Annotated in this window: 17 protein-coding genes and 1 rRNA gene; 14 read left to right on the top strand and 4 right to left on the bottom strand. The window is 73.1% G+C overall.

What is annotated here, in order from left to right; all coding sequences use genetic code 11:
- A 5S ribosomal RNA gene (gene rrf / locus ACZ434_RS25945) occupies positions 1-93 on the top strand; the annotation flags it as partial.
- A gap of 1,073 nt (positions 94-1,166) precedes the next feature.
- Entirely contained in the window at positions 1,167-1,880 is a 714-nt protein-coding gene (locus tag ACZ434_RS25940) for a tetratricopeptide repeat protein (protein WP_468459844.1), read from the top strand.
- Between the two features lie 65 nt (positions 1,881-1,945).
- On the opposite strand, the gene ACZ434_RS25935 is transcribed toward ACZ434_RS25940, so the two are convergent.
- Positions 1,946-3,235 carry a DUF1015 domain-containing protein gene (locus ACZ434_RS25935; RefSeq protein WP_468459830.1) on the bottom strand — a complete coding sequence of 430 codons (1,290 nt, stop codon included), beginning with the start codon at positions 3,233-3,235 and terminating at the stop codon, positions 1,946-1,948.
- A gap of 71 nt (positions 3,236-3,306) precedes the next feature.
- On the opposite strand from ACZ434_RS25935, the gene ACZ434_RS25930 reads away from it, so the two are divergent.
- The 4 genes from ACZ434_RS25930 to ACZ434_RS25915 all read left to right on the top strand — a co-directional run bounded on the left by ACZ434_RS25930 (position 3,307) and on the right by ACZ434_RS25915 (position 7,379).
- Positions 3,307-4,335: an HAD hydrolase-like protein gene (locus ACZ434_RS25930; protein ID WP_468459828.1), complete on the top strand. Its 1,029-nt coding sequence runs from the start codon at positions 3,307-3,309 to the stop codon at positions 4,333-4,335.
- An 82-nt stretch (positions 4,336-4,417) separates the two neighbouring features.
- A complete protein-coding gene (locus tag ACZ434_RS25925) occupies positions 4,418-5,461 on the top strand; it encodes a FecCD family ABC transporter permease (RefSeq protein WP_468459826.1) in 1,044 nt (347 codons plus the stop codon).
- Complete coding sequence (locus tag ACZ434_RS25920; RefSeq protein ID WP_468459824.1) at positions 5,458-6,495, top strand: FecCD family ABC transporter permease; 1,038 nt, start codon at positions 5,458-5,460, stop codon at positions 6,493-6,495. Before ACZ434_RS25925 ends, ACZ434_RS25920 begins: the two co-directional genes overlap by 4 nt.
- The gene (locus ACZ434_RS25915) at positions 6,492-7,379 is read left to right on the top strand and encodes an ABC transporter ATP-binding protein (RefSeq protein WP_468459821.1); all 888 of its coding nucleotides are present in this window, start codon (positions 6,492-6,494) and stop codon (positions 7,377-7,379) included. Before ACZ434_RS25920 ends, ACZ434_RS25915 begins: the two co-directional genes overlap by 4 nt.
- Here ACZ434_RS25915 and ACZ434_RS25910 read toward each other — a convergent pair.
- The gene (locus ACZ434_RS25910) at positions 7,363-7,710 is read right to left on the bottom strand and encodes a sterol-binding protein (RefSeq protein ID WP_468459819.1); all 348 of its coding nucleotides are present in this window, start codon (positions 7,708-7,710) and stop codon (positions 7,363-7,365) included. The two genes, ACZ434_RS25915 and ACZ434_RS25910, sit on opposite strands and share 17 nt — an antisense overlap.
- Before the next feature lie 42 nt (positions 7,711-7,752).
- Here ACZ434_RS25910 and ACZ434_RS25905 point away from each other — a divergent pair, with 42 nt between their 5' ends.
- The 5 genes from ACZ434_RS25905 to ACZ434_RS25885 all read left to right on the top strand — a co-directional run bounded on the left by ACZ434_RS25905 (position 7,753) and on the right by ACZ434_RS25885 (position 13,015).
- Positions 7,753-8,052, top strand: coding sequence for a hypothetical protein (locus ACZ434_RS25905; RefSeq protein ID WP_468459817.1), 300 nt, complete (start codon positions 7,753-7,755; stop codon positions 8,050-8,052).
- A gap of 7 nt (positions 8,053-8,059) precedes the next feature.
- On the top strand, positions 8,060-8,875 hold the full coding sequence (locus ACZ434_RS25900; protein ID WP_468459815.1) for a TlyA family RNA methyltransferase: 816 nt from the start codon (positions 8,060-8,062) through the stop codon (positions 8,873-8,875).
- Entirely contained in the window at positions 8,872-9,777 is a 906-nt protein-coding gene (locus ACZ434_RS25895) for an NAD kinase (RefSeq protein WP_468459813.1), read from the top strand. Before ACZ434_RS25900 ends, ACZ434_RS25895 begins: the two co-directional genes overlap by 4 nt.
- A 162-nt stretch (positions 9,778-9,939) precedes the next feature.
- Positions 9,940-11,658 carry a DNA repair protein RecN gene (gene recN, locus ACZ434_RS25890; protein ID WP_468459842.1) on the top strand — a complete coding sequence of 573 codons (1,719 nt, stop codon included), beginning with the start codon at positions 9,940-9,942 and terminating at the stop codon, positions 11,656-11,658.
- A 235-nt stretch (positions 11,659-11,893) separates the two neighbouring features.
- Positions 11,894-13,015, top strand: coding sequence for a glycosyltransferase family 4 protein (locus tag ACZ434_RS25885; protein ID WP_468459811.1), 1,122 nt, complete (start codon positions 11,894-11,896; stop codon positions 13,013-13,015).
- 2 nt (positions 13,016-13,017) lie between these two features.
- On the opposite strand, the gene ACZ434_RS25880 is transcribed toward ACZ434_RS25885, so the two are convergent.
- Both ACZ434_RS25880 and ACZ434_RS25875 read right to left on the bottom strand, forming a co-directional pair.
- Positions 13,018-14,646, bottom strand: coding sequence for a PucR family transcriptional regulator (locus ACZ434_RS25880; RefSeq protein ID WP_468459809.1), 1,629 nt, complete (start codon positions 14,644-14,646; stop codon positions 13,018-13,020).
- A gap of 262 nt (positions 14,647-14,908) precedes the next feature.
- Positions 14,909-16,711, bottom strand: coding sequence for a glycoside hydrolase family 15 protein (locus tag ACZ434_RS25875; protein ID WP_468459840.1), 1,803 nt, complete (start codon positions 16,709-16,711; stop codon positions 14,909-14,911).
- A 461-nt stretch (positions 16,712-17,172) separates the two neighbouring features.
- Here ACZ434_RS25875 and ACZ434_RS25870 point away from each other — a divergent pair, with 461 nt between their 5' ends.
- The 3 genes from ACZ434_RS25870 (at position 17,173) to ACZ434_RS25860 (ending at position 21,836) form a co-directional block, all read left to right on the top strand.
- Positions 17,173-18,822: a CTP synthase gene (locus tag ACZ434_RS25870; RefSeq protein WP_468459838.1), complete on the top strand. Its 1,650-nt coding sequence runs from the start codon at positions 17,173-17,175 to the stop codon at positions 18,820-18,822.
- A gap of 110 nt (positions 18,823-18,932) precedes the next feature.
- Positions 18,933-19,559, top strand: coding sequence for an NUDIX domain-containing protein (locus ACZ434_RS25865; RefSeq protein WP_468459807.1), 627 nt, complete (start codon positions 18,933-18,935; stop codon positions 19,557-19,559).
- Between the two features lie 219 nt (positions 19,560-19,778).
- Positions 19,779-21,836, top strand: coding sequence for a tetratricopeptide repeat protein (locus tag ACZ434_RS25860; protein ID WP_468459805.1), 2,058 nt, complete (start codon positions 19,779-19,781; stop codon positions 21,834-21,836).
- The last annotated feature ends 89 nt before the right edge of the window (positions 21,837-21,925 follow it).

Genomic DNA, 21,925 nt, shown 5'->3' with positions numbered 1-21,925 from the left:
ACGCCCGGTTACATTCCGAACCCGGAAGCTAAGCCTTACAGCGCCGATGGTACTGCAGGGGGGACCCTGTGGGAGAGTAGGACGCCGCCGAACAATCTTTGGAAGGACCCCTGGTCACCAGCGTTCAGCTGGGACCAGGGGTCCTTTTTTATTTAAGCTTGCGGTACCGAAGACAGGAGTCACCGATGTCCACCAACTCTCCCGACGACCGACCGGAGCGCGACCAGCGGCGACGGGAGAGTGGTGACCGCTCCGACCGTTCCGACCGCGGTGGCCAGCGCGGCGGCCCGCGTCGGGGTAGTGACCGCGACCGTGGCTTCCGTCGCGACGGCGACCGTCCCTCCTTCCGCCGTGACGACCGTGACCGTGACCGTGACCGCGGCGGAGACCGGGATCGCGGCGGAGACCGGGATCGCGGCGGAGACCGTGACCGCGGCGGAGACCGTGACCGCGGCTTCCGCCGCGACGACCGAGCCGGTGGCCGGCCTGAGCGCGGCGGCTTCCGCGGACGCGACGACAACCGCGGTGGCGAGCGCGGCGGATACCGCGGCCGGGACGACCGTCGTGACGACCGCAGGGATGACCGCCGGGACGGTCGACGTGACGACGATCGTCAGCGCGGAGGCTTCCGGAGCCGGGACGACCACCGTGGCGGCGACCGTGACCGTGGCGGCTTCCGCCGCGACGACCATCGCGGTGACCGTGGTGGCTTCCGGCGCGATGACGACCGGGGCTACGGCCGGCGCGACGAGCGTCGTGACGACACCCGGCGTGACGACCGTGGCGGTTTCCGGCGCGAGGACAGCCGCGGCGGCGACCGTGACCGGGGCGGCTACCGCCGTAACGACAGCCGTACCCCCGACCGCACCGACCATCGTGGCGAGCGCGGAGGCTTCCGGCGCGACGACCGGCGTGACGACCGGCGCGACGACCGCCGTGACGACCGTGGCGGGTTCCGCCGCGACGACAGCCGGGGCGGCGACCGTGACCGCGGCTTCCGTCGTGACGACCGCGACCGTGACCGCGACCGCGACCGGGGCCGCGGTCCCCGCCGGGACGACCGGGGCGGACGGCCCGGCGGCTACCGGGGCCGGGACGACCGGCAGGGCGGCGGGCGCTTCCGTGACGACCGGGACCGCGATCGCGACCGCGAGCCGATCAAGCGGCTGCCGATCCCCGAGGACGTCACCGGCGAGGAGATCGACAAGGACGTACGGCAGGAGCTGCAGAGCCTGCCCAAGACCCTCGCGGAGGACGTCGCCAAGAACCTGGTGATGGTCGCCCGGCTGATCGACGAGGACCCCGAGGGCGCGTACGGCTACTCCAGGGTGGCCCTGCGACTGGCCTCGCGTGTCGCCGCCGTACGGGAGGCAGCCGGATTCGCCGCGTACGCCAACCAGAAGTACGCCGAGGCGCTCGCCGAGTTCCGGGCCGCACGGCGCATGACCGGGACCGTGGAGCTGTGGCCCCTCATGGCCGACTGCGAACGCGGACTCGGGCGGCCGGAGAAGGCGCTGGACATGGCCGGGGCCCCCGAGGTGCAGAAGCTGGACAAGGCCGGGCAGGTCGAGATGCGGCTCGTCGCGGCCGGTGCCCGGCGTGACATGGGGCAGCTGGACGCGGCGATCGTGACCCTGCAGAGCTCCGAGCTGGCGTCCAACTCGGTGCAGCCGTGGACCGCGCGGCTGCGGTACGCGTACGCGGACGCGCTGCTCGCGGCCGGCCGCAGCGGTGAGGCGCGGGAGTGGTTCGCCAAGGCCGTGGAGGCCGACCGCGACGGGAGCACCGACGCCTCCGACCGGCTGGCCGAGCTGGACGGTGTCGAGTTCATGGACGCCCTCGACGAGGACGACAAGGACGTGCGGGACGACAAGGACTGACGTCCGCGAGAGCGGGCGGTGACGACGAAGGGGCGGGCCTCACCGTGAGGCCCGCCCCTTCGTCGTCACAGGTCGAGCGCCCGCAGCACCAGGCCCGAAGCCGGCTTCGGGCCGAACGACGTCGACTTGCGCGGCATCGTGACTCCCTGACGGGCGAGCTCGCGGACGACGTCCTCGTGCACCGGATGCATCAGCACCGCCGTGCCGCCGTCGCGTTCCGCCTTCTCGACCGTCGCCGCCGTGTCGTGGATGTACGCGATGTGGGCGGGGGAGTCGGGGATGCGCCAGACCTGGTCGAGGAGCGTGGCGTGCAGGATCGTCGCGTCCAGGGTGCGCCAGGCGACCGGGCGGTCCACCGGCACCGTGCGCGCCAGCAGTTCGGGATCCGGCCGGTCGACGAGATGGAAGGCGCCGTCCCCGGCGAGGACGAAGGCGTTGCCCGCCGACGCCGCCTCGGCCAGGGCGTCCATCGCCCCGGGCAGTGGTACGTCGAGGCGGCGGACACGGAAGTGGCCGTCGAGCGCGGCCAGGGCGTCCGCGACCGGCAGACCGTGCAGCAGACGGTGGATGGCGCGCACACGCAGGGGATAGCGGGCCGTGTCGACCAGGAGCACCAGGCCGTGGTCCCACGGGCCGGGGGACGGGTGCTCCGCGCGGAGGCGGCGGTAGGTCGCCCAGCGGTGATGGCCGTCGGCGATGAGCGCCTGGTGACCGGCGAGGTCCTGCCGGATCGCGGTCAGGTCGGCCGGGTCGGTGACGGACCACAGACGGTGGTGGAAACCGTCCTCCGTGGTGGTCGCCAGCAACGGCCGCTGCTCGGCCGTGCGTTCGATCAGCTCGGCCGTGACGGACGCCGAGCCGTCGCCGCGGTAGGTGAGCAGCAGCGGCTCGAGGTTGGCAGACGTGGCCCGCATGAGGTCCGCGCGGTCGGCGACGATGTGCGGCATGACGTCCTCGTGCGGCAGGACCAGCCGCTCGTCCGGGTCCGAGACGCGCAGGACACCGATGATGCCGCGCTGCACCATGCCGTCGCCGTCGCGCTGTTCGTAGACGTACAGGCCGGGTTCCGGGTCGGCGGTCAGGACGCCCTCGGCGCGCCAGCGGCGGAGCGTCTCGGCGGCCTGGGCGTTGCGGGCCCCGGGCGTGTCCGCCTCGGGCAGGATCAGCCGGACGATGTTGTGGGGGTCGGCGGACTGGAGGTGGTGCAGGCCGTCGGGGCGGACCACGACGTCGTACGGCGGGGATGTCACGGCGGCCAGGCTGCCGACCCGGTCCGGGTCGTAGCGAAGGCCTCGGAACGGGGTGAGTTCCAGGCCCCGGGGCGCCTTTGCCTTCGAGTGACCTGCAGTGTTCATCCCGGCATCGTACGGGTGTCGGTGGCATGGGGGATGATCGGGGGAAAGCCGTCGAACGAGGAGCGATGCGGATGAGCCGGAGCGTCAGGACGAGCCCCGAGGGCAGTGGACAGGCCCTGAACGAGGCGTACGACACGGCGCTGCTCGACCTCGACGGTGTGGTGTACGCGGGCGGGAACGCGATCGTCCACGCGGTCGAGTCGCTCGCCACGGCCCGCGCGGGCGGTATGCACCTCGCCTACGTCACCAACAACGCCCTGCGCACCCCGGACGTCGTCGCGGCGCATCTGACCGAGCTGGGGATACCGGCGGAGGCCGGTGACGTCATCACCTCCGCCCAGGCGGTGGCGCGGCTGATCAGTGAGCAGGTGCCGCAGGGATCCCGGGTGCTGGTGGTCGGCGGCGAGGGACTGCGGGTGGCGCTGCGTGAACGCGGGCTGGTGCCGGTGGAGTCGGCGGACGACGACCCGGTGGCGGTGGTGCAGGGGTACGGCGGGCCCGAGCTGCCGTGGGGGAGGTTCGCGGAGGCGTCGTACGCGGTCGCGCGCGGGCTGCCCTGGTTCGCGTCCAACACCGACCTGACCATCCCCAGCGGCCGGGGCATCGCCCCGGGCAACGGCGCGGCGGTGGAGGTCGTACGGATCGCGACCGGTGCCGAGCCGCAGGTGGCGGGCAAGCCGCTGCCGCCGATGCACCGGGAGACGATCCTGCGCACGGGCGCCGCGCGGCCCCTGGTGGTGGGGGACCGGCTGGACACGGACATCGAGGGGGCGTTCAACGGTGAGGTGGATTCGCTGCTGGTGCTCACCGGGGTGACCGACGGGGCGCGGCTGCTCGCCGCGCCGCCGCAGCACCGGCCGACGTACGTCGACGCGGACCTGCGCGGCATGCTCACCGGGCAGCCGGAGGTCGCCCGGGCCGGCGACGGGTTCCGGTGCGGTGGCTGGACGGCGGCGGCCGGGGCGGTGGAGCTGGAGCTCGACGGGGACGGGGGCGCGCTGGACGGGCTGCGCGCGCTGTGCGCGGCGGCGTGGACGTCCGCCGGTGCCGGGGTGTGCGAGCTGGACGGGGGGAAGGCACTGGCCCGGCTGGGGTTGTGAAACCGGTTGGCTCCCTTATGTCATCCGGAAAAATGGGATCTGCGGATCGTGATCCAATACGAGGGTAGGCTAACCTAACCGGGTGTTGGTCGAGAGTCCCCCCGAACAGCGCGCGGAGACGGTCCCCGCGCCCCCGAACCGCCGGGCGATACGCGTCCTCGGGCTGCTCCTCTCCGTCGTGGTCCTGGTGCTCGTCGCCCTGGCGAGCATCGCGGTCGGGGCGAAGGAGCTGTCCCTGGACCAGGTGTGGCACGGCCTGTTCGACGCATCGGGCACCTATGGCGACGTCGTCGTGGCGGACCGGCTGTCACGAACCGTCCTGGGGCTGCTCGCCGGCGCGGCGCTCGGTCTCGCGGGGGCGGTGCTCCAGGCACTGACCCGCAACCCGCTGGCCGATCCGGGGCTCCTCGGCATCAACGCGGGCGCGTCCGCGGCCGTCGTCACCGCCATCACCTTCTTCGGCGTCACCTCCCTGGCCGGGTACGTGTGGTTCGCGTTCTTCGGCGCGGCGGCCGTCGGCGCGCTGGTGTGGTTCCTCGGCGGAAGCCGGGGCGCGACCCCGGTGCGGCTCGTGCTCGCCGGTACGGCCATCAGCGCGGCGCTGTTCGGCTACATCCAGGCCACCATGATCCTGGACGAGGCGGCGCTCGGCCGGATGCGGTTCTGGACGGTGGGTTCGCTGGCCTCCGGAAGCGACGAGGCCATCAAGCAGGTGGCGCCGTTCCTGCTGGCCGGTTCGGTGCTGGCCCTGACGCTCGCCAGGCCGCTGAACGCCATGGCCATGGGCGACGACACCGCCAAGGCCCTCGGCGCCAACCTGAACCGCACCCGCGCGCTGTCCATGCTGGCGGCGACCGTGCTGTGCGGCGCCGCCACGGCCGCCTGCGGGCCGATCGTGTTCGTCGGCCTGATGGTGCCGCACGTCGTGCGTTCCTTCACCGGGCCGGACCTGCGCTGGATCCTGCCGTACGCGGCGATCCTGTCGCCCGTGCTGCTGCTCGGTGCCGACGTCCTCGGCCGGATCGTGGCCCGGCCCGCCGAAGTCCAGGTCGGCATCGTCACCGCGATCCTCGGCGGCCCGGTCTTCATCTTTCTCGTACGACGGCGGAGGACGGCCCAGCTGTGAAGAGCAACCGCGCGGTGCGGACCCCCGGCGGCCTCTCGGTCCGGCTGGACGTGCGCGCCCTCACCGTCACCCTCCTGCTGCTGGCCGTGGCGCTCACCGCGAGCGTCGTACTGATCGGCACCGGGGACTTCCCGATCCCCGCCGCCGACGTGATCAGGACCCTCGTCGGCGAGGGCGACGCCGGCCAGGAGTTCATCGTCAACGAACTGCGGCTGCCCCGCGTCCTGGTCGGGCTGCTGGTCGGAGCCTCGCTCGGGCTCGGCGGCGCCCTGTTCCAGGCCATCTCCCGCAACCCGCTCGGCAGCCCCGACGTCCTCGGCCTCGGCCAGGGCGCGACCGCCGGCGCCCTCACGGTGATCGTGCTGTTCTCCGGCAGCGCCAACCAGGTGGCCCTCGGCGCGCTCGCCGGCGGACTGGTGACCGGGTTCGCCATCTACGTGCTCGCCTGGAAGCGGGGCGTGCACGGGTACCGCCTGGTCCTGGTCGGTATCGGTGTCTCCGCGATCGTCACGGCCGTCAACGGCTATCTGCTCACCAAGTCCGACATCGTGGACGCCGCCCGCGCCGTCGTCTGGATGACCGGGTCCCTCGACGGCCGCGACTGGGACCAGGTCTGGCCGCTGCTCGCGCTGTGCGCCGTGCTCGTACCGCTGGTTCTCGCCAACTCCCGCGGGCTCAGGATGATGGAGATGGGCGACGACGTCAGCCACGCCCTCGGCGTGCGCGTGGAGCGGGTACGGCTGCTGCTGATGCTGTCGGCCGTCCTGCTCACCGCCTCCGCCACCGCCGCCGCGGGACCGGTCAGCTTCGTCGCGCTCACCGCGCCGCAGCTCGCCCGGCGCCTGACCCGCTCGCCCGGCCCGAACCTGGTGGCGTCGCTGTGCATGGGTGCCGCCCTCCTGGTCACCGCCGACTGGATCTCGCAGCGGGCGTTCGGCGCCGATCAGCTGCCCGTGGGCGTGGTCACCGGCGTGCTCGGCGGTGTCTACCTGCTGTGGCTGCTGGTCACCGAGCGCAAGGCGGGCCGGATATGAGCGACGGCAGGGGCAGCACCCACCGCAGCGGGACGAACCACCGAAGGAGCACCGTGAACCGACTGTCCGCCGAGAACCTCACCCTGGCCTACGACCAGCGGGTCATCGCCGAACAGCTGTCGGTGGAGATACCGGACAACTCCTTCACCGTGATCGTCGGCCCCAACGCCTGCGGCAAGTCGACCCTGCTGCGGGCCCTGTCCCGGATGCTCAAGCCGAACGAGGGACGCGTCCTCCTCGACGGGCAGGTCATCCAGTCGATGCCCGCCAAGAAGGTCGCCCGCACCCTGGGACTGCTGCCCCAGTCGTCGATCGCCCCCGACGGCATCACGGTCGGCGACCTGGTCGGCCGCGGCCGCTACCCGCACCAGGGACTGCTGCGCCAGTGGTCCGCCGAGGACGAGCGGGTCGTCCAGGAGTCCATGGCCCGCACCGGCGTCGCCGAGCTGGCCGAACGCTATGTCGACGAGCTCTCCGGCGGTCAGCGCCAGCGCGTGTGGATCGCCATGGCACTGGCCCAGCAGACCCCGCTGCTGCTGCTCGACGAGCCGACCACCTACCTGGACATCCAGCACCAGATCGACGTCCTCGACCTCTGCGCCGACCTGCACGAGGAGCACGGGCGCACCCTCGTCGCCGTACTGCACGACCTCAACCACGCCGCCCGCTACGCCACCCACCTCATCGCCCTGCGCGGCGGGAAGGTCATCGCCCAGGGCGCCCCGAACGACATCGTCACCGCGGGCCTGGTCGAGGAGGTCTTCGGACTGCGCTGCCAGATCATCGACGACCCCGAGACGGGCACCCCGCTGGTGGTGCCGGCGGCCCGCACGGCACGGACCAGGACCACGGCGCACAAGGTGGGCGCTACAGAAGCTTCCTGAGGTGGAACAGGTCGCGCAGCCCCGCTTCCAGCCGCACCCGGCCCGATCCCCACGCCCTGGCGAACTGCAGCTCGCCGTCGACCAGCGCCACCAGGTCGTCGCCCGTCATCGCGAGCCGTATCTGCGCCTTCTCGCGCGGCGGCCCGGCGAACGTGTCGTGCACGTGGATCCGGCCGTCCTGGAGCCGGCCGGCGAACGTCACGTCCAGGTCGGTGATGTGGCAGCTCACCGAGCGGTCCAGCGACGCGGCCGCGCGGACGTCCCCCTCGGCGCTGTGCATGGTGTCCGAAAGCTTGTCGAGTGCGGCACGGCACTCCTCGATCGTGGCCATCGCGGACGACGGTACCCCAGCCGTACGCGGTAGCGTCGGGGCATGAACGACGCAGTACCGGAGGCGGAGCCCGAGCGGGCGCGGCCCCAGGACGCCGGCCCCCCGCTGCCGCCCGGCGACGGCCCCGCCGCCCCCGCGCCCCTGGGCGTACCGCGCACCCCCACCGGGCAGCCCGAGGTCGACGCCCACGTCGAGCGGCTGGCCGACGCCGACCACCTCACCACGGACGGCCACCTCGAGGTGTACGAGGATGTACACCGGGGGCTGCGCGACGCGCTCACCGCGCTCGACGCCCGCCCGGGACCTCCGGTGCCCCCGTCGGTACACCAACACAGGAGCTGAACCCACCGTGGCAGGAGTCGCACGCCGCCGTCTCGACGCCGAGCTGGTCCGCCGTAAGCTCGCGCGCTCGCGCGAGCACGCCAGCCAGCTGATCGCCGCCGGGCGGGTCAGCGTCGGCAGGACGGTCGCGACCAAGCCCGCCACGCAGGTGGAGACCGCCGCCGCGATCGTCGTCGCCGAGGACGCCGGTGACCCGGACTACGTCTCGCGCGGCGGCCACAAGCTGGCCGGCGCCCTCGAGGCCTTCGCGCCGCAAGGACTGCTCGTCGAGGGGCGGCGGGCGCTCGACGCCGGCGCCTCCACCGGCGGCTTCACCGACGTCCTGCTGCGGGCCGGGGCCGCGCACGTGGTCGCCGTGGACGTCGGATACGGACAACTCGCCTGGTCTCTGCAGAAGGATGAACGCGTCACCGTCAAGGACCGTACGAACGTACGGGAGTTGACGCTCGAGGTCATCGATGGGGAGCCTGTGGATCTTGTCGTGGGGGATCTGTCCTTCATTCCGCTCGGGCTGGTGCTGCCCGCACTGAAGCGGTGCGTGAAACCGGACGCCGACCTGCTGATGATGGTGAAACCGCAGTTCGAGGTGGGCAAGGAGCGCCTCGGCAGCGGCGGGGTCGTGCGCAGCCCGCAGCTGCGTGCCGAGGCCGTGCGGGGGGTGGCCGAGAAGGCCTGGGAGCTGGGACTGGGGGCACGGGGCGTGACGGCGAGTCCGCTGCCCGGACCCTCCGGGAATGTCGAATACTTTCTGTGGCTGCGGGCCGGGGCACCTGAACTGGACCCGGCCGACGTTGACCGTGCTGTGGCGGAGGGGCCGCGTTGACACAGAACCGAGCGCGTACTGTTTTCCTGCTGGCGCACACCGGGCGGCCCGCGGCCATCCGCAGCGCCGAACTCGTGGTCAAGGGCCTGCTGCGCTCCGGCCTCGGGGTGCGTGTCCTGGAGGACGAGGCCCGCGACCTGCCGCTGCCGGACGACGTGGAGACCGTCAAGGAAGGCACCCCGCAGTGCCTGGACGACTGCGAGCTGCTGATCGTGCTGGGCGGCGACGGCACGCTGCTGCGCGGCGCCGAGTTCGCCCGCGCCTCCGGGGTGCCCATGCTGGGCGTCAACCTCGGGCGGGTCGGGTTCCTCGCCGAGGCCGAGCGGGACGACCTCGACAAGGTCGTCGACCGGGTGGTGAACCGGGCGTACGAGGTCGAGGAGCGGATGACCGTCGACGTCGTCGTGCACCGCAACGGCGACATCGTCCACACCGACTGGGCGCTGAACGAGGCGGCCGTGCAGAAGGTGTCCGCCGAGCGGATGCTGGAGGTCGTGCTGGAGATCGACGGGCGGCCGGTCACCGGTTTCGGCTGCGACGGGATCGTCTGCGCCACCCCGACCGGGTCCACCGCGTACGCGTTCTCCGCGGGCGGGCCGGTGGTGTGGCCGGAGGTCGAGGCGCTGCTGATGGTGCCGATCAGCGCCCACGCGCTGTTCGCCAAGCCGCTGGTGACCTCGCCGGACTCGGTGCTGGCGGTGGAGATGCTGCCGCACGTCCCGCCGGGGGTGCTGTGGTGCGACGGGCGGCGGACCGTCGAGCTGCCGGTCGGCGCGCGGGTGGAGGTGCGGCGGGGGGCGGTGCCGGTGCGGTTGGCGAGGTTGCACCACGCTTCCTTCACCGACCGGCTGGTGGCGAAGTTCGCGCTGCCCGTGTCCGGGTGGCGGGGCGCGCCGCACTAGCGGTCTCCATGGGGTGGTTTTCCGGCGTCGGCTGCTGCGGTTCGATGGTGGTTGTCCGCAGTTCCCCGCGCCGCCGAGTACCTGCTCCTCCGTAGGTGTCAAGGGTGGGGCGGTCGCACTCCCGGGCTCAGACCTCGTAAGGTCTAGTTCGTGTTGGAGGAGATGCGGATACGGTCGCTCGGGGTCATCGACGATGCCGTTGTCGAGCTGTCGCCCGGCTTCACCGCCGTCACCGGTGAGACGGGTGCGGGCAAGACCATGGTGGTCACCAGCCTGGGCCTGCTGCTCGGCGGACGCGCGGACGCGGCCCTGGTGCGGATCGGCGCGCGCAACGCGGTCGTCGAGGGACGGATCGCCGTGCCCGAGGGCGCCGCGGCCGTCGTACGCGCCGAGGAGGCCGGGGCCGAGCTGGACGACGGTGCCCTGCTGGTCAGCCGTACCGTCTCCGCCGAGGGGCGCTCACGGGCGCACCTGGGCGGGCGGAGCGTGCCGGTGGGGCTGCTCGCGGAGCTCGCCGACGACCTCGTGGCCGTGCACGGGCAGACCGACCAGCAGGGGCTGCTGAAGCTGTCCCGGCAGCGGCAGGCGCTCGACCGGTACGCCGGGTACGCGGTCGCCGTGCCGCTCGGCAAGTACGGCGAGGCGTACAAGCGGCTGCGGGCGGTCACCGCGGAGCTGGAGCAGATCACCACGCGGGCGCGTGAGCGGGCCCAGGAGGCGGACCTGCTGCGTTTCGGGCTCGAGGAGATCGCCGCCGTGGAGCCCCGCGCGGGCGAGGACGTGGAGCTTTCGGAGGAGGCCGGGAGGCTCGGGCACGCCGAGGCGCTGGCCTCCGCCGCCGCGGTCGCGCACGCCGCGCTGGCCGGCAACCCGGAGGACCCCGAGGGCGTGGACGCGGGGACGCTCGTCGCGGGCGCCCAGCGGGCCCTGGAGGCCGTACGGGCGCACGATCCGGCGCTGGCCGCGCTGACCGACCGGATCGGCGAGGTCGGCATCCTGCTGCGCGACGTCGCCGGGGAGCTGGCCGGGTACGCCGACGACCTGGACGCCGATCCGCTGCGGCTGGCGGCGGTCGAGGAGCGGCGGGCCGCGCTCACCGGGCTGACCCGGAAGTACGGCGAGGACGTTGCCGCCGTACTGGCGTGGGCCGAGGAGAGCGCCGCGCGGCTGACCGAACTGGAGGGCGACGACGAGCGGATCGGGGAACTGACCGCCGAGCGTGACGCGCTCCGCGACGGACTGGGCGTGCTCGCCCAGGAGCTGACCGACGCGCGGACGGAAGCGGCGGAGCGTTTCGCCGCGGCCGTGACCGCGGAGCTGGCCTCGCTCGCGATGCCGCACGCGCGTGTGTCGTTCGCCATCCGGCAGACGGAGGACCCGGAGGGCGTCGAGGTCGGCGGGCGTACGGTCGCCTACGGGCCGTCGGGCGTGGACGAGGTGGAGCTGCTGCTCGCCCCGCACCCGGGGGCGCCGCCCCGGCCCATCGCCAAGGGGGCGTCCGGTGGTGAGCTGTCGCGTGTGATGCTGGCCGTGGAGGTCGTGTTCGCGGGGACGGACCCGGTGCCGACGTACCTCTTCGACGAGGTCGACGCCGGGGTGGGCGGCAAGGCGGCGGTGGAGATCGGGCGGCGGCTCGCGCGGCTGGCGAAGACCGCGCAGGTCGTGGTCGTCACCCACCTTCCGCAGGTGGCCGCGTTCGCCGACCGGCAGTTGCTGGTGGAGAAGACCAACGACGGGTCGGTCACCCGGTCCGGCGTGAAGGTGCTCGAGGGCGAGGACCGCGTCCGGGAGCTGTCCCGCATGCTGGCCGGGCAGGAGGACTCGGAGACGGCCCGCGCGCACGCGGAGGAGCTGCTGGCGACGGCACGGGCGGACGGGTAGCCGCGGGTCCCCGCCGCAAGGCGGGCCCGGGCGGGTACGGAGGCGCCCCCGTCACTCGTACGGGTGATTCGGTGTCGCTGGGGGATTCGGGTCGCCGCCTCGGCGGTTCCCGTAACCGGCGTGCTCCCTGGCATGCTTGACGGGTACGCGTAGGAAACCGCGCGGTACACCCCCACCGCACGATCCTTCTGTACGTTCTTCGTGACCGCCCGACCCGAACCAGGAGCCCGGCCACGTGACCCCCGTGAGCAGCCAGTCGTCCCTGCGCACCGTGCAGGTGCTGGGCGGCGGCAACGCCGCCAGCGGCGCCCATGTGCGCTCCCTGGCCGCGGGGCTCGTCGCGAGGGGCGTGCGGGTCACGGTGTGCGCCCCCGTGGAGGCGGATCACACCTACGGCTTCACCGGTGTGGGCGCCGAGCACGTGCACGTACCGCGCAGCAGCGACCCCGCGTCGGTGGCCGCGCTGCGGGCCGCCTGTTCGGGCGCCGACCTGGTCCACGCGCACGGGCTGCACGCCTCGTTCCGTACCGTGCTCGCGCTCGGCGGACGGCGTACGCCGCTGATCGTCACCTGGCACGACCGGGTGCGCGCCGACGGTCCGCGCGCGCACTTCCTGCGCGTGCTGGAGCGGCGGGTCGTCAAGGCGGCCACCGTGGTGCTCGGCACGACCTCCGCCCTCGTCGACCGGGCGCGCCGCACGGGAGCGCGGGACGCGCGGCTGGCCGCCGTCTCCCTGCCCGGCCCCCGCACGGCCCCCGCGCCGGACGACCCCGACCGGCTGCGGCCCAAGGTCCGGGCCGAACTCGGCGCCATCGGACGCCCGTTGCTCGTCGCCGTCGGCGCACTCGAACGGCACCGGGGCCATGACGTCCTGCTGGACGCCACTCACGCGTGGCGCCGGCGCGACCCGGTGCCGCTGGTGGTGCTCGCGGGGGAGGGGCCCTTGCGCGCCGAACTCCAGCGCAGGATCGAGGACGAGGACCTGCCGGTCCGGCTCGTCGGCGGGCGCGAGGACATCGGCGACCTGCTCGCCGCCGCCGACATCGCGCTGCTGCCCGGCCGTTGGGAGGCGCGCTCCCCCTTCGCCCAGGAAGCCCTCCACGCGCGCGTGCCGCTCGTCGCCACGCGCGTGGGCGGCATGCCCGAGCTCGTCGGCGACGCCGCCGAACTCGTCCCCTACGGCAACGCGCGGGCGCTCGCCGACGCGGTCACGGGGCTGCTGGACGACCCGGAGCGCCGGGAGCTGCTCAGGGAGCGCGGGGTGCGGCAGGCGGCCACCTGGCCGACCGAGGACGAGACGGTCGCCCAGGTGCTCAGCGTGTACGACGAGTTGACGCGGCCCCGGCCGCTGACCTGACCTCAGGGCACGTGCCGCCTGGCCCGCAGCGCCAGGCTCAACGCCAGGACCGTCTGCGGGTCGTCGAGGTCGGTGCCCAGCAACTCACCGATGCGGGCGAGCCTGTTGTAGAGCGTCTGCCGGTTCAGATGCAGTTCACGGGCCGTCTCCGCCTTGCGCCCGGCGTGCGCGAGATAGGTCTCCAGGGTGGGCAGCAGGGGCGGCCTGGAGCGGCGGTCGTGGTCCAGGACCGGTCCGATCGCGCGGTCCACGAACGCCGCCAGGTCCGGATGGTCGCGCAGCCGCCACAGCAGCAGGTCGATGTCGAGCCGGCGGGCGTCGTACCAGGGGCGGTCGGGGAGTCCCTGCGCCGCGGTCGCCGTCTCCGCCGCGTGCCGCAGCCCCGTCGACGCCGCCGCCCAGCCGCCGGCCGGCCCGACCACCACGACGGGCGGCCCGCCGCCCGGCCGCAGCATCCCCGCGCGCTCCACTCCGGCGCGCAGCGCGGCCGCCACCCGGTCCGCGGCCGCCGCCCGGTCCGCCTCCGCCCGCAGCCCGACCAGCAGCGGCACCCGTCCCTCCACCGGCCGCACACCGAGCAGGACGGGCATCCCGAGCGCGGCCAGTTCCTCGCCCACCGCGCGGGCCAGCACCGTCCAGCCGCCGCCCTGCGGCGACAGCGCGTCGCCGAGCCGCATCACCACCGGCAGCAGCGGTGCCGCACCCGGCTTGAAGCCCAGCACGCGCGCCTGCGCGGGCGCGTCCCCGGCGGTGACCCGGCCCTCGGCGAGGTCGGTGAGGAAGTCCCCGCGCCCGCGCGCCGCCAGCTCCTCCTCCTGACGGGCCTGCATCAGCACTACGGCGAGGATGCCCGCCGCCCGCTCGGCCGCCATCCGGTGCACCGGCTCCGGCGCGCTGCGCACCGGCAGCAGCACCAGCCGCGCGCGGACGCCGCCGCTGCCGGGGCCGCCACCGGGCACGTCCACGAGGGCCGAACCGGCGGGCGGGTCGTCCCGGTGGCGGTCGCGCAGCCCTTCCCACACCTGGAGCGGGTCCGCGCCCTCGGGGCCCTCGCCGGCCGCGTACAGCAGCTGCCCGTCCGTGGTCTCCAGGAATACCGGGTTGCCGCTGAACCCGGCGAGGATCTCCAGGACCTGGGGGACACCGCCACCGCCGAGCAGCGCCTCGGTGCAGCGGCGGTGCACCTCCTCCGCGCGCTGCAGCAGCGCGTAGTGCCCGTTGACGATCTCGGTGTGGATCTCCTCGGTGACCGTCACGAACGGCACCTCGCGGTGCAGCTGGACCAGCGGCAGCCCCGCCGCCCTGGCCCCGTCGACGAGGGCCGCGGGCAGCCGGGTGAAACGCGGGCCCAGCTCCACCACGAGCGCCGCGATGCCCCGCTCCGCCAGCGTGCGCACGAACGCCCGCTGGTCGGCCGGGCGGGTGCCGAGTCCGTACCCGGTGGTGAGCAGGAGTTCGCCGCCCTTGAGGAGCGAGGCGATGTTGGGCACCTCGCCGGCGTGCACCCAGCGCACCGTCCGGCCCAGCCGGTCGGCGCCGGCGAGGATCTCCGGGAGGCCGCTGCGCAGGCCCGGGAGGTCCAGGGCGCGTTGCACGGTGATGCCGGTGGGCGGGGGTGCGGTGGTGTTCATGCAGCGGACGGTACCTGGGGCCGGCGCCGGGGGTGCGGCTTGGTGCGGGTGCGGGTGCCGGTGGTTGGTGCCCGGGGTTGTCGCTGGGCGGGGGGTGTTGCGCAGCCCGGCGTTTGCGGGGTGCCTCCCCCACTCTCGGCTTCGCTCGAGCGGGAGGTGCCCCACCGCCCACCCGTGCCGCCCTGGGGGTACCCCCTCTGGGGGAGGCACGCATGCCCGCAGTTGCGGCGGCTGCGGGCATGTGGGCGGGGCGGGGCGGGCGTCAGCCTCCGTATGCCCCGCTCGCCGTCAGGCGGAGGGCTGTGTCGATGAGGGGGACGTGGCTGAAGGCCTGGGGGAAGTTGCCCACCTGGCGCTGGAGGTGCGGGTCCCACTCCTCCGCCAGCAGGCCGAGGTCGTTGCGCAGTGCGAGCAGCTTCTCGAAGAGCCTGCGCGCCTCGTCCACGCGGCCGATCATCGCCAGGTCGTCGGCCATCCAGAACGAGCAGGCGAGGAACGCGCCCTCGTCGCCCGGCAGGCCGTCCACGCCCTCGTCCTGGCCCTCCGTCGGGTAGCGCAGGATGAAGCCGTCGGAGGTGGACAGCTCGCGCTGGATCGCCTCGATGGTGCCGATCACCCGCTTGTCGTCCGGCGGCAGGAACCCCATCTGCGGGATCAGCAGCAGCGAGGCGTCCAGTTCCTTGGAGCCGTAGGACTGCGTGAAGGTGTTGCGTTCCTTGTCGTAGCCCTTCTCGCACACGTCCCGGTGGATGTCGTCGCGCAACTGCTTCCACCGCTCCAGCGGGCCGTCCGCGTCGCCGGACTCGATCAGCTTGATCGTGCGGTCGACGGCGACCCAGGCCATCACCTTGGAGTGCACGAAGTGGCGGCGCGGGCCGCGCACCTCCCAGATGCCCTCGTCCGGCTCCGTCCAGTGCTTCTCCAGGTACTGGATCAGCTTCAGCTGGAGCAGCGAGGCGTAGTCGTTGCGGGCGAGACCCGTCATGTGGGCCAGGTGCAGGGCCTCGGTGACCTCGCCGTACACGTCCAGCTGGAGCTGGTGCGCCGCGCCGTTGCCCACCCGGACCGGGGCGGAGTTCTCGTAGCCGGGCAGCCAGTCCAGCTCCGCCTCGCCGAGCTCGCGTTCACCGGCGATGCCGTACATGATCTGCAGGTTCTCCGGGTCGCCGGCCACCGCGCGCAGCAGCCACTCGCGCCAGGCGCGGGCCTCCTCGCGGTAGCCGGTGCGCAGCAGCGAGGACAGGGTGATCGCCGCGTCCCGCAGCCAGGTGTACCGGTAGTCCCAGTTGCGGACGCCCCCGATGTCCTCGGGCAGCGAGGTGGTGGGCGCGGCGACGATGCCGCCGGTCGGGGCGTACGTCAGTGCCTTCAGCGTGATCAGGGAGCGGATCACGGCCTCGCGGTAGGGGCCGTGGTACGTACAGTGCTCGACCCAGTCGCGCCAGAAGTCCTCCGTCGCCTCCAGCGACTGCTCCGGCTCCGGCAGCGCGGGCGGCTCCTTGTGCGAGGGCTCCCAGGAGAGGGTGAAGGCGATCCGCTCGCCCGGGGCGACGGTGAAGTCCGAGTACGTGGTCAGCGCCTCGCCGTAGGTCTCGGCGGGTGTGTCGAACCACACGGAGTCCGGGCCGGCCACGGCGACCGTGCGCCCCTCGTGCCGGTGCACCCACGGGACGATCCTGCCGTAGGAGAAACGCATCCGGAGCGCCGAGCGCATGGGCACGCGGCCCGAGACGCCCTCCACGATGCGGATGAGCTGCGGGGCGCCGTCGCGCGGGGGCATGAAGTCCGTCACCCGGACCGTGCCGCGCTCCGTCTCCCACTCCGATTCCAGGATCAGCGAGTCGCCGCGGTAGCCGCGCCGGGTCGCGCTGGGCGGCTCGGTGCCGTCCTCGTGGGCGGGGCCCAGCCGCCAGAAGCCGTGATCCTCGGTGCCCAGCAGGCCGGCGAAGATGGCGTGCGAGTCGAAGCGGGGCAGGCACAGCCAGTCCACTGTGCCGTCCCGGCAGACCAGCGCGGCTGTCTGCATGTCTCCGATGAGTGCGTAGTCTTCGATGCGCCCGGCCACGTGCATCTCCAGTCGAACGGCCACGTCACCCCGCGAGGGGTTGTCGCTAGTGCGGTCAGGGGGTTTCTGCAATACGTCGTTGAGCTGTGAAGCACAGCAGTCGCTCAGCCGTGATGGCAAAGCGCCAATTGTTGCTCAACGAACTGACGAGCTCACGTTGTTCCGGAACTTACGGGCGGGGGTGGTGCCGTTCGGCCGGCCTGGCTCGGCAGTGAGTGTCCGAGCAGGATACGACGCACGTAGATGATCTGTGTGCCGCTCCAGGCAACGCGGCTAGGCCGAACGAGTGAGCGCGGGGTGAGGGTCCGGTGTGCGGTGCATACCCTGTGCCGGCGCGTGCGCGGAGCGTGGCCGTGAGCCATCGCCGCGCGGCGCTGTTACGCTGGTAGCCCGTGGACCGGTGGGCGAGAAACCCCGGAACCGCACCCTCAGACCGCGACCACGGGAGCCCCGTCTTGGCCATGCCGCCCAAATCAACGACGACCAAGCACATCTTCGTCACCGGGGGTGTCGCCTCCTCTCTCGGCAAGGGCCTGACCGCCTCCAGCCTGGGCATGCTGCTCAAGGCCCGGGGTCTGCGCGTCGTGATGCAGAAGCTCGACCCGTACCTCAATGTCGACCCGGGCACGATGAACCCCTTCCAGCACGGTGAGGTGTTCGTCACCAACGACGGCGCGGAGACCGACCTCGACATCGGGCACTACGAGCGTTTCCTCGACCGTGACCTCGACGGCTCCGCCAACGTCACCACCGGCCAGATCTACTCGTCGGTGATCGCCAAGGAGCGGCGCGGCGAGTACCTGGGCGACACCGTGCAGGTCATCCCGCACATCACCAACGAGATCAAGCACCGGATCCGCCGGATGGCGACCGACGAGGTCGACGTGGTGATCACGGAGGTCGGCGGCACGGTCGGCGACATCGAGTCGCTGCCGTTCCTGGAGACCGTCCGCCAGGTGCGGCACGAGGTCGGCCGCGACAACGTGTTCGTGGTGCATATCTCTCTCCTTCCCTACATCGGCCCCTCGGGTGAGCTCAAGACGAAGCCGACCCAGCACTCGGTTGCGGCGCTGCGCAACATCGGTATCCAGCCGGACGCGATCGTGCTGCGCTGCGACCGCGAGGTGCCCACCGCGATCAAGCGGAAGATCTCGCTGATGTGCGACGTGGACGAGGCCGCCGTGGTCGCCTGCCCCGACGCCCGCTCGATCTACGACATCCCGAAGACCGTGCACGGCGAGGGCCTGGACGCCTATGTCGTGCGCAAGCTGGACCTGCCCTTCCGGGACGTGGACTGGACGACCTGGGACGACCTGCTCGACCGTGTGCACAACCCCGAGCACGAGATCACCCTCGCCCTCGTCGGCAAGTACATCGACCTGCCCGACGCCTACCTGTCGGTCACCGAGGCGCTGCGCGCCGGCGGCTTCGCCAACAGGGCCCGGGTGAAGATCAAGTGGGTCACCTCCGACGACTGCAAGACCCCGGCCGGCGCCCAGGCGCAGCTCGGTGACGTCGACGGCATCTGCATCCCGGGCGGCTTCGGCGACCGCGGGGTGCTCGGGAAGGTCGGCGCGATCAGGTACGCCCGCGAGAACCGGATCCCGCTGCTGGGCCTCTGCCTCGGTCTGCAGTGCATCGTGATCGAGGCCGCGCGCAGCCTCGCGGACATCTCCGACGCCAACTCCACCGAGTTCGACCCGGCCACCGCCCACCCGGTCATCTCCACCATGGCCGAGCAGATGGACATCGTCGCCGGTGAGGGCGACATGGGCGGCACCATGCGGCTCGGCATGTACCCGGCGAAGCTGGCCGAGGGCTCGATCGTGCGCGAGGTGTACGACGGCAAGGAGTACGTGGAGGAGCGCCACCGGCACCGCTACGAGGTGAACAACGCCTACCGCGCGGAGCTGGAGAAGAAGGCCGGCATCGTGTTCTCCGGCACCTCCCCGGACGGCAAGCTCGTCGAGTACGTGGAGTACCCGCGCGAGGTCCACCCGTACCTGGTCGCGACCCAGGCGCATCCTGAGCTGCGCTCGCGTCCGACCCGTCCGCACCCGCTCTTCGCCGGCCTGGTGAAGGCCTCGGTCGAGCGGAAGATCTCGAAGTAACACACCCAGTTGTACGGTTGCCGGGGTGCGAACCTTCAAAAGGGGCGCACCCCGGCCGCTTTTTTCACGCAGGGCACGCGCACGAGAGCTGTACGTCGGGAAGGACAGGCATGACGATCAAGGACACCCCGGAAGAGTGGGAGATCCGCGCGAGCGAGACCCCGTTCACGGGCAACAAGACCTCCGTCCGCACGGACGAGGTGGTCATGCCCGACGGCACGGTGGTGCGCCGCGACTACCAGGTCCACCCCGGATCCGTGGCCGTCCTCGCCCTCGACGACGAGGACCGGGTCGTGGTGCTGCGCCAGTACCGGCATCCCGTGCGCCGCAAGCTCTGGGAGATCCCGGCCGGTCTGCTCGACGTCGTGGGCGAGAACCCGCTGCACGCCGCCCAGCGGGAGCTGTACGAGGAGGCACACGTCAAGGCGGAGGACTGGCGGGTGCTGACCGATGTCTACACCACGCCCGGCGGCTGCGACGAGGCCGTGCGGATCTTCCTGGCGCGCGGGCTGTCCGAGGCCGAGGGCGACCGGTTCGCGGTCGAGGACGAAGAGGCCGACATGGAGCTCGCCCGGGTCCCCCTCCAGGAGCTGGTGCGCGGGGTGCTGGCGGGGGAGCTGCACAACAACTGCCTGGTGGTGGGCGTCCTTTCGCTCGTCGCCGCGCGGACCGGGGAGGGACTGGACGCGCTGCGCCCGGCGCAGGCGCCGTGGCCGGCGCGGCCGTTCGAGGCGTGATTCCGGCGGGAGCGGCGTCCTGCGCGGCGGCTCCCCGCCTCGCCCTTCACGGATGCCGCCAAGCCATCGGTCCTACGATCTGTTGATCCGATCGGGGGAGTCTCGTCCCCGGCCCCGCGCTCCTCACGGAACGTCGCAGAGCGTGAACTAGGCTCTGCGAAACGCCCGAACCGGAAGAACCGGCGGGCCTGCGCGTGCGGTGGGACGGGAGTGTGGCCCGTGACGGATCAGGTAGTGGACCCCGACGGTGTGCGGCTCCCCCGGGACGCTGCCCCGGAAGGTCGATTCCTGGGCCGTACCAGGGAGTTGAAGGAGCTGCGCGCGGACATCGAGCGCGCGGGACTGGACACGCTCTCCGGCCGCAAGGCGCCTCGCGCGCGCGTGCTGCTCATCGCGGGCCGGTCCGGCTCCGGCCGGACGGCCCTCGCCGAGGAACTCGTACGCCAGGTCGCCGACCGCTACCCCGACGGCGTACTGCGCGCCCGCCTCAGCGAACCCGACGGCACGCGCGTACCGGTCGGGCGCGCCGCGCGGGAGCTCCTCGACACGCTGGAGGCACCCGCCCCGGCCGGGGCCCCCGAGGACGACCTCACCGAGGCGCTGCGCACCGCCCTGGCCGACCGCCGCGCGGTGCTCCTGCTGGACGACGCGGCCGACGCCGAACAGGTCGACGCGCTGCTCCCGGACAACCCCGACTGCCTGGCCGTCACCGTCTCCTCGGGCCCGCTGACCGGCATCGCCGACGTCCGCCCCTGCACTCTGGGCGGCCTCGACACCAAGTCCGGGGTGGAACTGCTGTCCCGGCTGACCGGATCGGTGCGCATCACGGTCGACCCCCGGGCCGCCGAGCGGCTCGCCGAGCAGTGCCAGGGCCAGCCGGCCGCCCTGGTGCTGGCCGGCGGCTGGCTCGCCGCCCGGCCCAAGGCCGCCGTCGCCGACCTCGCCAAGCAACTCCACACGGACCCCGGCCAGAGCACCGCCGTCAGCCGCGTGGGGCGGCTGGTGCACGACTCGCTGCCCACGACCGCCGCGCGCACGCTGCGCCTGCTCAGCCTCGCCCCGTCGGGCCTGGTCGACCCGCAGACCGCCGCCGCGCTCGCCGGCTGCTCGGTGGAGGCCGCCCACACCACCCTGGACGGGTTCGCCGCCCACGGCCTGCTGCACTCCGTCGGCTCCGCCCAGCCGCAGTACCGGGTCCCCTGCTGTCTGCACCCGCTGCTGCGCGACCTCGCGGCGGAGCACGAGCGGCCCGGCGAGCTCCAGCTGGCCCGCGCCCGCATGCTGGAGCGGACGGTACGGCTGCTCCAGTCGTGCAGGGCCATCACCGAGACCGACAGCCCCCAGGCGCGCGAGAAGCTCCTCGGCATGCCGCGCGCCCTGCGCTTCCCCAGCCCCCGGGCCGCCGCCGACTGGCTGCGGCTGCGCCGGCCCGCCCTGCTGGCCGCCGCCCGGCTCGCGGTCGCCGACGGGGAGCTGGACACCCTCGCCAGACGCCTGATGGCCCAGCTGGTGCGCGCCATGGCCGCCCACTTCGGCACCCAGGCCGCCGCGAGCGACCTGTACGACATCCACGGCCTGGTCCTCGACGTCGCCGAGCGCCGCGGCCTGCCCCGGGAGCGGGCCGCCGCCCTGCTGAACCTGGGCGACCTCGACGCCCACACCGGCCGTACGGCGGACGCCCTGACGCGCTACCGGGCCGCGCTGGACGCCGGACGCGAGGCGAACGACCCGTACGCGACGGGCCGCGCGATGGAATCCGTAGGCGGCGCGCACCTGGAGCTCGGCGACTTCGACCGGGCCGCGGACTGGTTCGGCCGGGCCCTGGCCGAACGGCTCGCCCGGGACGAGCGCCCGGAGGCCGCCCGGCTCTACGGACGGATCGGCGCCGCCCACACCTACGCCGGCCGCTACGGCGAGGCGCTGCGCAACTGGCGTGCGGCGGTCGCCGGGCACCGGAAGAACGGCGACCTGGCCGCCCACGCACGGGCCCTGAGCGAACTGGCCCGGGTCCAGGAGTACGCCGGCCGGCTCGACGAATCGCTGCGCACCTGCCGGGAGGCCGTGGAGTGGGCGCGCCGGGCCGAGGACACGCGGCTGCAGGCCGCGCTGCACCTGCGGCTCGCGGACTCCTTCGGGCACCTCGGCGACCCGGCGTCCGCCGCGCTGCACCGGGGCACGGCCGAGCGGATGCTGGCCGAGGAGGCCCCGGAGGACGACTCCGAGCCGGAACACGGGGGCAATGCCTGCGAAATCCGCAGCACACCCACTGAAGATTGATGCATTGGAAGGCTAGACAGCGGGAACGCCTTCATTAAACTGGCTCTGCCGCACCATCTTCTGCGGTCTCTCCCGGTGTGCGCGCGTGT

It is taken from the genome of Streptomyces sp. NPDC030893 (assembly GCF_055571535.1).
Note: the sequence above shows the minus strand (reverse complement) of the source record. Positions and strands in the feature narration are given on the sequence as shown.

Coding starts and splice junctions, on each gene's coding strand:
- ACZ434_RS25910 (WP_468459819.1), bottom strand. CDS start 7,710: ATGGCCACGATCGAGGAGTGCCGTGCCGCACTCGACAAGCTTTCGGAC.
- ACZ434_RS25870 (WP_468459838.1), top strand. CDS start 17,173: ATGCCGCCCAAATCAACGACGACCAAGCACATCTTCGTCACCGGGGGT.
- recN (WP_468459842.1), top strand. CDS start 9,940: ATGCGGATACGGTCGCTCGGGGTCATCGACGATGCCGTTGTCGAGCTG.
- ACZ434_RS25880 (WP_468459809.1), bottom strand. CDS start 14,646: ATGAACACCACCGCACCCCCGCCCACCGGCATCACCGTGCAACGCGCC.
- ACZ434_RS25905 (WP_468459817.1), top strand. CDS start 7,753: ATGAACGACGCAGTACCGGAGGCGGAGCCCGAGCGGGCGCGGCCCCAG.
- ACZ434_RS25935 (WP_468459830.1), bottom strand. CDS start 3,235: ATGAACACTGCAGGTCACTCGAAGGCAAAGGCGCCCCGGGGCCTGGAA.
- ACZ434_RS25865 (WP_468459807.1), top strand. CDS start 18,933: ATGACGATCAAGGACACCCCGGAAGAGTGGGAGATCCGCGCGAGCGAG.
- ACZ434_RS25915 (WP_468459821.1), top strand. CDS start 6,492: ATGAGCGACGGCAGGGGCAGCACCCACCGCAGCGGGACGAACCACCGA.
- ACZ434_RS25930 (WP_468459828.1), top strand. CDS start 3,307: ATGAGCCGGAGCGTCAGGACGAGCCCCGAGGGCAGTGGACAGGCCCTG.